Genomic DNA, 12,499 nt, shown 5'->3' with positions numbered 1-12,499 from the left:
CGCGGTACGGAGTCAGTTCGCTCGGTGAGCTCCGGTGACTTTTGATCATGACCGGCTCGGGCGGCCTGTTAGGCGGCTACTCTGGGTCCCGGGCTGCGATCCGGGTTTGCCGGACGTGGATTAGGACAGGTCGACGTCCTAGTCGTGCACATTCGCCGCCTCTCCGGCATCGGGAACTGAGCGGGGGCACCATCGACTCGCCTGTCTGTCCCGGACTGGCCAGGCGCCCCCTCTCATCGCGTACACACGTTCCGCGGGGACAGTGAGCACCGTTGAGGTGAGGGTCATGCCAGGAGGAGATGGCCACTTACACGCGGCCACGTTCGGCGGTGACGGCGCCGCGTTCGCGGCGGTCAATCCCTTGGATGTCTTGGCCAGGCGCCGTTACGCGAGTACTGCCGGTACGATCGTCGTCGGTCGTGATGACGCTATGTACCGGCCGCAAGCTCAGCTGGTCGACCGGGCCGCGCGGTACGCCGGCATGCGGATCGAGTACCACGAACTAGCGGGCGCACATAACTGGCGCGTCTGGGCCCCCGGACTGGAGACCTCACTGCCATGGCTGGCCGCTCGGCTACACCTGACCGCCCCATGACGGCCGCCCCGCAACCGCTCACCCGGGCTGGCGCCGCCGCACCGCTGCGCCAGGGGGCGCGGTTGTTGCGTCGCGCCCCGGTCACCATCGGTGTGACTGTCGCTGTGGCGCTGGTGGGCGCGGGCACCGACAGCCTGCTCACGGGCCCAGCACCGGCGCTGCGCGAGACGATCGGGATCAGCCTCCCAGGACTGGCGGCCGGCCGGTGGTGGAGCGTGTTGTCCAGCGGGCTGTGGTGCGGCGGGACCGTCAGCTACCTCATGACATCGGCGTTGCTTCTGGTGCTGGTGGCGCCGTTCGAAAACCGTATCGGCTCGGCCCGCACCGCGATCTTGCTCCTAGCGACTCAGATGCTGGGGTCCAGCGTGGGAATCGCGTTGGTGGCGTTGGGAGCGCGAGCCGGCGAGGTATGGTCGCAGCGGCTGGGTTCCGAGATCGCGGTCGGACCGTCCACCGCGGTCGTGGGCGTGGCGTTGGCGGCCAGCACCCGCCTCGGCGCGCTCTGGCGGCGACGGTTGCGCGTCATGCTGCTCGTCGGGTTAGTCATGCTGGCGCTGTACTCGGGGTCGTTGCAGGATGTGCTCCGCCTCGCCGGCGGCCTGGCTGGGCTCGTGATCGGGCCCGTGGCGCTCGGACGCCGCGTCCGGCGTCCGGCTCTGGCCGTGTCCGCCGCGGAGACGCGCACGCTGGTCGCGCTAGTGCTGGCCGCCTCGGCGGTGGGACCCCTGCTCGCGGCGGTGTCCGGAACGGCCATCGGGCCGCTGTCAGTGCTGCGTTTCCTGGTGCTGGCGCCACCACCAGAGCTCGCCGCGGTCCAAGCAACCTGTGCCGACCCGGCAAGCGTGGATGACTGCCTGAGCCTGCGATTCCGGCTTCGCCTCAGCGGTATCGGCCCGGCGATCATGTCGATCCTGCCGGCGTTGCTGCTGCTTGTGCTCGCCGATGGGCTGCGCCGAGGCCGCAGGATCGCGTGGTGGGCAGCGCTTGCGATGAACGCCCTCTTTGCGCTGGCGGGTGGAGTCTTGGCCGTCCTCACCGCGACAAGTCCGGCTGAGCGACTTGTCGCGTTCGGGGGCGCCAGCGACGCACAGTTCCACGCGGCGGTGGTGGCCAGCGTCGGGCAACCGCTGGCTGTCGTGGTGTTGCTGCTGCTTACCCGATCCCACTACCGCATCGAAGCACCGCGAGGCGCCTACCGCCGGTGGGCGGCCATCCTCGCCGCCACCTTCACCACGACGTCCACCGTCTTCCTGGTCGGCGCCCACCTCGGACGTACCGAGTTCAGCCCGGCGCCGACCTGGCCCGCCCTGCTCGCTGATCTCCCAACCCGGTTCCTGCCGCCGGGGTACCTCGGCGAGCTGGAGATCACCTTTCTGCCGGTCACCCCGATGGCCACCGCGCTCTACGAGTGGACCGGTGTGCTGTTCTGGGCCGTCGCGATCGGCGCGTCGCTGTGGGTCCTGCGCCGTACTCAGGTCGCCACTGGCGACGCCGCGCTCGCGCGCGAGCTGCTGACCGGGCCCGGCGGATCGACGCTGTCCTGGCTCAGCACCTGGGCCGGCAACAACTACTGGTTCCACGACGCCACCACAGACAGCACCGGCACACATAACGCCCACGCCCACAGTTCGGCTCGCGCGGGGATCGCCTACCGCGTCATCGGACGCATCGCCCTGACCACAGGTGAGCCGTTCGGCGACGTCGACGCCCGGGCCGGCGCGGTGGAGAGTTTCGCCCGGTTCTGCGGCGAACAGGCCTGGACTCCATGCCTGTACAGCGTGGGCGAGACAACCCGAGCACACACCGAATCGCTGGGCTGGCACACCGTGCAGGTCGCCGAGGAGACCGTCGTTCCGCTCGACGGCCTGGCGTTTACCGGAAAGAAGTGGCAGGACGTGCGCACCGCGCTCAATAATGCCTCCAAAGCGCGCATCACCGCCGAATGGATCGCTTACCGCCACGCGCCCCTGGCCATCAGCGACCAGATCCGGAGCATCTCCGAGGAATGGGTCGCCGACAAAGGCCTCCCCGAGATGGGCTTCACCCTCGGTGGCCTCGAAGAACTCGCCGACGAGCAGGTGCGCTGCCTGATCGCTATCGACACCGATCGCACGGTCCACGGCATCACCAGCTGGCTACCGATCTACACCGACGGCAAGATCACCGGCTGGACACTCGACTTCATGCGCCGACGCGCAAGCGGATTCCGAGGCGTCATGGAGTTCCTCATCGCCTCCGCCGCCGTCCGGTTCCAAGAGGAAGGCGCGCAGCTGCTCAGCCTGTCCGGGGCGCCCTTAGCCCCAATACCGTTCAGTTAGGCTTACATCGGTGTAGTTTGCTGATGTGCCTCGTGCTGGGTGGAAGAAGCCCGTCTCGGATCGTCGCTTGTCGGATTTGGTCTCGGTGGGGGTGCTGACCCGGGTGTTTCCACCGGAGTTGGTCGATGAGGTAATCGCCGAGGCTGGCCGCACCGAGCAGCGCAATCGCACGTTGCCGGCGCGAGTGATGGCGTACTTCGCGATTGGGATGGCGCTGTACTCCGAGGGCTCGTATGAGGACGTGCTCAGTCAGCTGACCGATGGGCTGGCGTGGGCGTCGGGATGGGAGGCCAGCTACAACCCGCCGTCGAAGTCGGCGATCTTTCAGGCCCGGCAGCGCCTCGGTCCGGAGCCGATGGCGGCGTTGTTTGCTCGGGTCGCCGAGCCTCTCGCGACCCCGATGATGGCCGGGTCATGGCTGGCTGGGCGTCGGATGGTCGCCATCGACGGAACCTGCCTGGACGTAGCGGACACCGTCGAGAACGCGAAGTTTTTCGGCCGGCCCGGGGTGAGCAAGGGCGAGCAGGCAGCGTTTCCGCAGGCCAGGATCGTGGCGTTGGCCGAGTGCGGCACGCATGCGGTGTTCGCCGCCGAGATCGGCGTCTACTCCGAGTCCGAGGCCACCCTGACCGAGCGGCTGCTGCCTCGGCTGGAGCCCGGGATGCTGCTGCTCGCCGATCGTGGCTTCTTCTCCTACGGCTTGTGGCGCCAGGCCTCTGGGACCGGCGCGGACCTGCTCTGGCGGATCCGAACCGATGCCTTCGGACCCAAGGCCAAGCACGTGCGTGACCTCGACGACGGCTCCTGGCTGGCGATGCTGCGCAAGAGTACGGACCGTGAGAGCGAGCCGATGCTGGTTCGGGCGGTGGACTACACGGTCGACGACGGCCGAGGCAACGACACCAGCTATCGACTGTTCACCACGCTGCTGGACCCCGGCGAGGTCTCCGCCGTTGACCTCGCCGCCGCCTACAACCAGCGATGGGAGATCGAACTCATCCTCGACGAGCTCAAGACCCACCAACGCGGACCCCGCACCGTGCTGCGCTCAAAGTCACCCGACCTGGTGCAGCAGGAGATCTGGGGGCACCTGTGCTGCCACTACGCGATCCGCACCCTGATGACCGACACCGCGAAGCACAGCGGGCGCGACCCCGACCGGGTCAGCTTCGTCGCAGCCCTGCGCATCGCCCGCCAGTCTGTCGCCCCTCGCGGGCGCTTTCCCCCCTGACAACGTCCAGGCCACCAACCACGTCTGGGGCACCGCGCTGCGCCGACTCGCTCGGCGGCTCAACCCCGCCCGCCGACTGCGGGCGGCACCCAGGGTCATCAAGCGAAAGATGCCCAAGTGGCACGTCAAACGTGCCCACCACGGTGCCTGGCCCGGCCCCCAGCACTCACCGAACTACCTCATCCAAAACCGTAACTGAACGGTATTGCCCTTAGCCCGCCTCGATCGCGGCCAGCAACCCGACGCCCTCCAACACCTGCTTGACCTATCCGGACGCGCCCTCGAACCCGTCTACGGGTTCCGCTCGCTGCTCGCGTTCAAAACCAAGTTTCAGCCCGAGTACCGACCTCTCTACATGGCCTACCCCGACACCGCGGCCCTGCCGGCGATCGCTACCGCGATCACCCGCGCCTACCTGCCCAACCTCGACCCCGCCCGCGCAATCGGACTCCTCCGACGACTACGCCGATAGCCCTGGGCCGCTGTCGGGGACGGGCGCCGCGGGTGAGGATGTCGGGACATTGGTGAGGTCGACGGTCGCGGCATACCAGAGTCACGAGCGCGACATACGGGTTCTACCGCTGGGTGGGCGAGCTGCTCAGCGCGCCAGCTCCGAACACGTCAAAGAGGAGGACGGTGAATGAGAACGCGCTCGGTGGCCGGGCCGGCCCGGCCACGAGAAGGCGACGCTTCTCGTCGCAGCAACCCCTAGAAGGTGAGTCGCGGCCCCCTCCCCGCCAGCGCGGCGCGCGCGGGGACCGGCGTGCAGGCCGCACGCCCGGGTGCACCATCCTCTACCGGACACCCCTGCTGGCAGCTTCGTTAGGACTCACGCGGGGCAGTCCACGTTCGCCTCGAGCGCTGGGGATTCATAGCCCCCTCTCACCTTCGGCGCGGACACTGGGGGAGGAACGGAAGGGAGCGTGCGATGGTCGCCGGCTTGCTCGGGTTCGTCCTTGTCCTGTTCGAACTCGTCCTCGTTGGCCGCGCTATCGTCGATTGGGTCGGCGTGCTGTCCCCGGTCGGCGCCCGTAGTGGCCTCTACCAGGCACAGCGGATCACTCACGGGCTCACCGAGCCGGTGATTGGGCCGGTCCGTCGGGTGCTGAGGCCCGTGCGGTTGGGTTCGGTCAGTATCGACTTGGCGTTCACAGCGGTGTTCGTGGCGGTGATCCTCCTGCGGACCGTCGTGGTGCCGCTCATCCCGTTCTGAGACGAGGTCTGACCGGAGAAGGAAGCACTCGTGGACTGTCGAGGGGCCCGCGCGGACGACCTCACGGCGTTAGGTGGGCTTGCTCTGGCCCTCTACGACGAGGACAACTTCGCCGTCGAGTCCGACGCACCCGCTGCGAACCTGCAAGCGCTGGTCGGCTCGCCCGAGGCACATGTCACGGTCGTCGACGACGCCACCGAGCTCGTGGGCTTTGCCGTGACAACGACCAGCTTCGGACTCGAAAACGGTCAGATCGCCGAGCTCGAAGACCTTCACGTAGTACCCAGGGCGCGCCGGCACGGTCTCGCGGAACTCCTCATCGACGACAGCGCCCGATGGGCCCGGGAGCGGGGCTGTCGACAGCTCGAACTGGTCATCGCACCTAACGGTCTCGACGTCACCCACCTGCACCGGTACTACCTCGCCAGGAGCTTCAAGGACGAGGGACGGCGACTGCTCAGCCGCCCCCTACGGCCTTAAATTCGTCGGCGTGGGTGATGTCGCTGCCGAAGGACCACCGGCCGGACAGCCGGTAGCCGCCGTCGACGACCTCCAGGGTGCCGTGTCGTCAAGCAGAAGCCAGAGCGGCACCACCTCGAACAAGTACCCGGTGCTGAACAACAGGGGCTGGGCAGCCCGTTCGATTTCACCATCACCGATCTGGGCAACGGCAGCCTGGCGTTTTCCGCGACCGGCCAGCCGGTTCGGCCAACTGCCTGCGCAGCGGGTTGAAGGCGCAGACGCACGCAACCTTGCCCTGATGCTGCGCTTCCAGGACAGGCAGGTCAGGGTATAGGGCGCCTCGGCAGGCACTGTCACCAGAACGAACACGGGAGCCCGTAGCTGAAGGTGGACGACGCAGATACCTCGTCTCGCACAGAGAAGTGTCCAGGCCGCATCCCGGCTGCGGAACCGAGGACCTGCGGCAACGCTCCGGGCGGTGATCGTTTCGGTCCCGTGTACCAAACCACTGCATGCACGACCCCCGGTCCTGGACGAGCCCTTTGCGCTCTCACTCGTCGGACCGGCATGGCCTCAGTTAGAGGCGGGCGCGCGTCGGATGATGACCGAGCCGGTGGCCCAGCGGACAATCGCGGGCGGCCTCACCCGCTCGCGCTACGCCGAAGACCGACTAACGGATTCGTTCAGCCAGTACGTCATCCTCGACGCCGGACTGTCTCCGGGCATGCAAACCCACTGGTGAGGACACCTTCCATCACCCCTTGGGGTGACCGACCCCGACCCAGCGGCTAGCCTGCCAACCGCACACCAACGACCTGCCGGCCGATGCAGCGGCGTGACGCCTCGGGCACAAGCCGACGGCAACCCGGTGCCGGAGCTCCCCACGCCCCCGCCCAGCCGACCCCCGACGTCCACGGAGGGACACGCCCGGAATGTCCTTTCGATCCGGACTCCCGATCCCCACACCGCTGCCCCTGCCCCCCGCCGAAACACCCTGCTCGGCCACCGACGGACCCTGGTGCGAGGTCGTGTACCAGGTCACCGGTACTGACTGGCTGGCCCGCGCCTCGAGCGTCGTCATCGATGGCGCGATCAAGACGGTGCTCATCGTCGCGCTCGCGGTGCTCGTGCGGAGCCTGCTGCATCGGGGCGTCCGCCGACTCGCCCGCGGCGCCGGCGAGGGCCACCTGCCGGCGTTGCTGCGTCCGCTGCGGGACCGAGGCGCACAGCGGCTGCAGATGGCAGCCGTGCTGAGCGAGCGCCGACGTCAACGCGCGGCCACCATCGGCTCGCTGCTGCGTTCGATCGTCTCACTGGTGATCTACGGGATCGCCTTCGTGCTGATCCTCGGCGAGTTCGGCGTGAACCTCGCCCCGATCCTCGCCTCGGCCGGGGTGATCGGCCTCGCGGTGGGCTTCGGGGCCCAGAACTTGGTCAAGGACTTCCTGTCCGGGATCTTCATGATGCTCGAGGACCAATACGGCGTCGGGGACACCGTCGACCTCGGACCCGCCAGCGGAACGGTGGAGAGCATCGGCCTGCGGGTCACCACCATCCGCGATGCCGAGGGGACCCTCTGGTACGTCCGCAACGGCGAAATCTCCCGGGTCGGTAACCACAGCCAGCACTTCTCCATCGCCCTGATCGACGTACCCGTCGGCCACGGCACGAACATTCCCCACGCGACCGCGATCGCCGAGGCCGCGGCCCGGGAGGCAGTCACCGAGGCTCCGTTGGCCGCGAACGTGCTCGGCGAGGTGAGCGTGCTCGGCGTGCAGTCAGTGACCGCGGAGGCGGTGACCCTGCGGCTAACCGTCACCACCAAACCCGGGCAGCAAGTCGCGGTACGCCGCGCCATGTTCGGCGCGGTCTCCACCGCGTTCACCCAGGCACAGATCCCGCCACCCACGACCGCACCGAGCACCGCCGTACCAGCCACGCCCGGCCAAGGTCTCGCCGGCTGAACCCTTACAGCCGGCGAGACCGTCCGCCACCCAGCTGTGCCGGTTGGAAACTTTCGGCGCCGTCACCGGGGTGAGCCTGTGCCTGCGGGCCGCCCTGGACTACACCATCACCGCAGTGACATCCGCGGTCGCCAGCAGCACGCTCAGCGGGCCGGCTCGCGTGGTCCGGCGCATCCTGCGCCGCAACGCCGTTTAGCCTGGCGGCCTACCTAGCCTGCGCCGGTGCGGTGACGACGCCACCGGATCCTGACCGCGGCCCGCGCCGCATGACGATGGGGCGCTCAGGACGTCGGTGCGCCGGAGCCACCTTGTCCGGCGCGAACCCCAACCACGGCAACGTGCACAGCGCCACCGCGAACCTATTCCCACGGTAGGAGTCCCTACATGTGACCGACATGTGAGCGCGCGAGAGAAATGACCCATAGCGTGCGGCGAAACGGGTCCGCCCTGGTCAGCTCGCCCGCCGTGACGGGTGCGCGGGCTACCGTGCGATGCACGTTCACCTATCCGGGCGACCCTCGATCTGGTCGAACGTTAGTTCCTAGCGATTAGCTTGCACGCTGAAATAGCTCTCCATATGGAAGCGACCGTATCGCCGATGCGGCCCAAAGGATCGGTCGTAGAGGCCTTGTTTGCCCTATTACCGTGCCGCATGACAAATCGTCAGCTGGGATGACCGCTCGGATGTTGGCATCACTGTCCCCGACAAGGCCGAAGGGCGGTGAGCCCGACGGCAGATATGGGGGCTGCTCTGGGCCCGGACCGCGGCGACGGTGTGGGTCGTTGCGTCGAGCTTGGCCAGGATGTGCTCCACGTGGATGTCCACCGTGTGGGGCATCAGCCCCAGAACCACCGAGGGCTGCTATTGATCTCTCCGCCGCCGAACCCGCGTTCAAAGCCCTGCGAGAACGCAACCGGGCGTGGACACAGCCAATCCTGATCGCCCTCGGCGCGGGATTCGCCGTGCTCGTGGTGACCATCCGGGCCGTACCGATAACCCCCCTTGTAATCGGGGTCGGCAGAGTTATCCAGCGTCGTTGGCCATGTTGCACTTGCCGTGGACGTCGATCGGGCCAGCCATGACCGGCAGACCCGGTGGCGGGTTGACCTCGGCGGGTACTTTCTTGTTGGAGTTCCGCGCTGGTAGGTACGCGTAGCGCAGAAGAGGGCCGCTGACCTCGGAGTACATGGTCAGCGGCCAGTGAGGGCGTATCCACGGCCCGTATGGGGCTTCGCGACACCCGGCGCACAGTGCGCCACGAACTGGACCGCATGGCGCTGGTCATCCTGGCCATCAGCCGCGGCAGCGTGGCCCAATGCAGTCAGACCGCCTCCGTGGCCAGCGCGCCATCCTCACGCCCTCGAACATCGCGGACCCGTCCCACTCGCCTGCCGGTCGGTACAGCTCGGTGCCGCGTTTCATTCAAATCTTTTTCACATTATGAGAAAATGATTTGGCTCACATTTGAGGATTTCGGACTAGATTGCTGAGATACCTCAGTTTACTCAGGATTATCATAGCAAATTCACATTCTAGATCAATGCTTGCTTCGGTGATCGAACTTATGTTGGTCTATTTGAGTGGTCCAGCGGGATTTGCCGTAACCGATGCGAGGAGTGGCTCGCTATACCCCTCGTGGGAGCGCCGCATGGCGTCCTTCACAGAGACGCACAAAGACGGAGGAAAGAATGGGAAGCAGCAGATGGGGTTGGGTCCGGGACGATGACTGGCGCCGCCGCGGTGACGACGACGACCGTCGCCGGCGTGAGGACGACGACCGCCGCCGGCGTGAGGACGAGGACCGTCGCCGGCACCACCACCGATAGATAGACGCTGTGGTGGTGGTCCTGCCCGTGGGGGTGGGGCCACCACCGGGGGGCCGCGAAGATGACGAAGTTCACCGAACAGCCGCGGCCGCCTCGCGGGTCGGCGTGGGCGGCTGCGCTGGGTACAGCGTCGGGCGGCTTGCTCACCACGACACCCCGAGTGGGAGTGCGAGCGAGCTTCGTCCGGTTCTGGCCGGACACCGCCCCGTTCCGCGCTCGGTTGTGGATCAGTCTGGGGCTGGTCGCGGTGTCCCCGGTGTTGAGCACGGTCGCGATCTGGCTGTTCAAGGTCGTGATCGACAATGTCGTGGTTCCGCACGACTTCCACCTGTTCCCGGTGCTTGCCGGGGCATACGTTGCACTCGCGGTGGTCCAAGGCGTGGTGTCGTTCACCGATCAGTACCTGTCGACCTGGGTCGGCGAGCGGTTCGTGCTGAACCTTCGGACTCGCCTGTTCGCCCACCTGCACCAGCTCTCGCCCGGGTTCTTCGAACAGCGGCCGCTCGGTGACATTCTGTCCCGGTTGACCGGGGACATCGGTGCCATTGAGGAACTGGTTCTGTCCGGCCTTGCCCAAGCCCTGACCTACCTGTGTCAGCTCGTCTTTTTCACCGGCGCGCTGTTCTACCTGGACTGGCGCCTGGCCGGGGCCTCGTTGATCGCCGCGCCGAGTTTCCTATGGGCCGCTCGGTTCTTCTCAACGCGGATCAAGGAGGCTTCCCGGGAGAAACGCCGCCGAGCCGGCGCCATCACCACCGTGGCCGAGGAGAGTTTCAGTAACGCCGCGTTGGTCCGCGCCTACGACCGCACCGACGCCGAGAGCACCCGATTTCACGAGGAGAACCTGGGCAGCTTCACCGCCCAGATGCTCGCCACCCGGCTGCAGGCCCTGTTCGGCCCCTTGAGTGACCTCCTCGAGGTCATCGGCGTCATGCTGGTCCTCGGCCTGGCGGTATGGGAGCTGGCGAACAACCGCATCACGATCGGCGGTGTACTGGTCTTCGTGGCCTACCTGACCCAGCTCTACGGACCTGTTCAAGGCGTCGGGCGGCTCAGCAACTCCCTGTTCGCCGCCAGCGCAAGCACCGAGCGGGTCATCGAGCTACTCGACGAAACACCCCTGGTCACCGAACCTGCCCACCCCACACCGCTGCGCCGCGCCCACGGCGCGGTGCGCTTGCGGGGGGTCAGCTTCACCTACCCGGGCACCGAACACCCCGCGCTGGGCGGGATCGACCTCGACGTCGCGGTGGGTGAAAAGATCGCCGTGGTCGGTGCCAGCGGCGCCGGGAAGTCCACTCTGGCGAAGCTGTTGCTGCGTTTCTACGACCCCACCCTCGGTGCCATCAGCATCGACGGTATTGATCTACGACAGCTCGCCCTCAGCGATCTCTACCGCAACGTCGGCACCGTGCTACAGGAGACGCTGGTCTTCGACGCCACCATTGGGGACAACATCGGCTGGGGCAAACCCCACGCCACCAAAGCCGACATCATTGCCGCGGCCACCGCCGCTGACGCCCACGAGTTCATCCTCGCGCTACCACAGGGTTATGACACCCGGGTCGGTCAACGCGGGCGGATGCTATCGGGAGGACAACGCCAACGCCTGGCCATCGCCCGCGCGATGATCCGCGACGCGCCGATCCTGTTGCTCGACGAACCCACCACCGGCCTCGACGCCGAATCCAGCCAACGTGTCCTGGCGCCACTGCGCCGACTCATGCACGGCCGGACCACGATCATCATCTCGCACAACCTGCTCACCGTGACCGACGCCGACCACATCGTGTTCCTAGAGCACGGCCGCATCACTGGAACCGGCACCCACACCCAACTCTTAGCCACCAACCCCGCATACGCCCACCTCTACCGCCTGCACCAACCCACGACTCCCGCGGACAGCGGACCCTCATCCCTCGCGCCACGACAGGCGATCTGGCCCATGGATTCGGGCCGACAGGGGGTCCCGACCTAAGCAATGCGCCGGCACCGCGACTCCGCCGCCGCGTCGCGCAAACACCCCAGCACTCAGAAGACCGCCCAGGGCCGATTCCGCTGCCCCGGGTCAACAGATCAACGCGCTCGATGAGGTGAGCCTTAACGCGCCGATCGGCCCCCGGCCCCCGCCGACTATTCCGCGGGGCCAGCCATCACGGCGTGTGGCGCGACACCGTCTTCCTCGAACGCCGCCGCGCCACCGACTCCGACTAACCACCCATTCGCCCGGCGGTTGGCGCTGCGGCGCTACCGCCCAATGCACTCGGCGGTCGGCCTCCCCGGCGCGGCAGCCGGCTCTACCCGCACACTGGCGCCCCACCTGGCTGCACTCGCTAGTCCGCGCACGCTCAGTACCACCGTCAGCGAAACAGCACCATAACCCGCTCATGCGCTTTCTGTTCCTTAACGGCACCCCGGGTCGGCCGGGGGTGTGGAAGCGGGTCTATCCCATGATCGGTGTTTCCGGCGTTGTTGATCAGTAGGTTTCGGCGGCTGGCCAGCGGTCACCGAATGTGATGGCGAAGGCGTTGATCACAGGCTTCCAACGCATCGTCCATCGGGTGCGGCCTGCCCCGGTTGGATCCAGGCTGCGGGTCACAAGATACAGGCACTTCATCGCGGCCTGCGCACCTTGGACGGAGAGGGTGTTCGGGTAGGCGGCGGCACCGGCTTCGATGCGGGCGATGTCGAGCAGGCGGCCGGCGCGGCGGGCTTCGCTCAGCAGCACGGCCGGGCATCATCACATCCAGCACCACCAGATCCGGGCGAAACGCGGCCAGCACGTCTTCCAGGCCGGCGGCTACGGCGTTGCCCTTGTACCGCGCCAAAATCCGCCGTCAGCAGGGTGACCTGGCGCTTAGCCGCGCCCCCGCCATGTCATGATCACCG

General features: G+C 67.3%; 10 protein-coding genes and 1 pseudogene. 9 read left to right on the top strand and 2 right to left on the bottom strand.

Going from position 1 to position 12,499, the window contains the following annotated elements; translation table 11 throughout:
* Positions 1–591: 591 nt before the first annotated feature.
* The 8 genes from ACTXG6_RS33535 to ACTXG6_RS33500 all read left to right on the top strand — a co-directional run bounded on the left by ACTXG6_RS33535 (position 592) and on the right by ACTXG6_RS33500 (position 7,979).
* Complete coding sequence (locus ACTXG6_RS33535; RefSeq protein WP_445183393.1) at positions 592–2,913, top strand: bifunctional lysylphosphatidylglycerol flippase/synthetase MprF; 2,322 nt, start codon at positions 592–594, stop codon at positions 2,911–2,913.
* A gap of 25 nt (positions 2,914–2,938) precedes the next feature.
* Positions 2,939–4,144 carry an IS4 family transposase gene (locus ACTXG6_RS33530; RefSeq protein ID WP_445183392.1) on the top strand — a complete coding sequence of 402 codons (1,206 nt, stop codon included), beginning with the start codon at positions 2,939–2,941 and terminating at the stop codon, positions 4,142–4,144.
* A gap of 205 nt (positions 4,145–4,349) precedes the next feature.
* Complete coding sequence (locus ACTXG6_RS33525; RefSeq protein ID WP_445183391.1) at positions 4,350–4,616, top strand: phosphatidylglycerol lysyltransferase domain-containing protein; 267 nt, start codon at positions 4,350–4,352, stop codon at positions 4,614–4,616.
* A 456-nt stretch (positions 4,617–5,072) separates the two neighbouring features.
* A complete protein-coding gene (locus ACTXG6_RS33520) occupies positions 5,073–5,357 on the top strand; it encodes a YggT family protein (RefSeq protein WP_445183390.1) in 285 nt (94 codons plus the stop codon).
* A gap of 30 nt (positions 5,358–5,387) precedes the next feature.
* Positions 5,388–5,837, top strand: a complete 450-nt coding sequence (locus ACTXG6_RS33515; RefSeq protein WP_445183389.1) for a GNAT family N-acetyltransferase — start codon at positions 5,388–5,390, stop codon at positions 5,835–5,837.
* A 583-nt stretch (positions 5,838–6,420) separates the two neighbouring features.
* Positions 6,421–6,561 carry a hypothetical protein gene (locus tag ACTXG6_RS33510; protein WP_445183388.1) on the top strand — a complete coding sequence of 47 codons (141 nt, stop codon included), beginning with the start codon at positions 6,421–6,423 and terminating at the stop codon, positions 6,559–6,561.
* 190 nt (positions 6,562–6,751) lie between these two features.
* Positions 6,752–7,783 carry a mechanosensitive ion channel family protein gene (locus tag ACTXG6_RS33505; RefSeq protein ID WP_445183387.1) on the top strand — a complete coding sequence of 344 codons (1,032 nt, stop codon included), beginning with the start codon at positions 6,752–6,754 and terminating at the stop codon, positions 7,781–7,783.
* Between the two features lie 43 nt (positions 7,784–7,826).
* On the top strand, positions 7,827–7,979 hold the full coding sequence (locus ACTXG6_RS33500) for a hypothetical protein (protein ID WP_445183386.1): 153 nt from the start codon (positions 7,827–7,829) through the stop codon (positions 7,977–7,979).
* Between the two features lie 1,463 nt (positions 7,980–9,442).
* Here ACTXG6_RS33500 and ACTXG6_RS33495 read toward each other — a convergent pair.
* Positions 9,443–9,757: a hypothetical protein gene (locus ACTXG6_RS33495; protein WP_445183316.1), complete on the bottom strand. Its 315-nt coding sequence runs from the start codon at positions 9,755–9,757 to the stop codon at positions 9,443–9,445.
* A gap of 13 nt (positions 9,758–9,770) precedes the next feature.
* Here ACTXG6_RS33495 and ACTXG6_RS33490 point away from each other — a divergent pair, with 13 nt between their 5' ends.
* On the top strand, positions 9,771–11,588 hold the full coding sequence (locus ACTXG6_RS33490) for an ABC transporter ATP-binding protein (protein ID WP_445183317.1): 1,818 nt from the start codon (positions 9,771–9,773) through the stop codon (positions 11,586–11,588).
* A gap of 498 nt (positions 11,589–12,086) precedes the next feature.
* Here ACTXG6_RS33490 and ACTXG6_RS33485 read toward each other — a convergent pair.
* A pseudogene (locus ACTXG6_RS33485) lies at positions 12,087–12,239 on the bottom strand (IS256 family transposase); the annotation flags it as partial.
* Positions 12,240–12,499 lie beyond the last annotated feature (260 nt).

This window comes from Pseudonocardia sp. Cha107L01, assembly GCF_052566575.1.
This window is presented reverse-complemented; position numbering and strand designations above follow the sequence as displayed.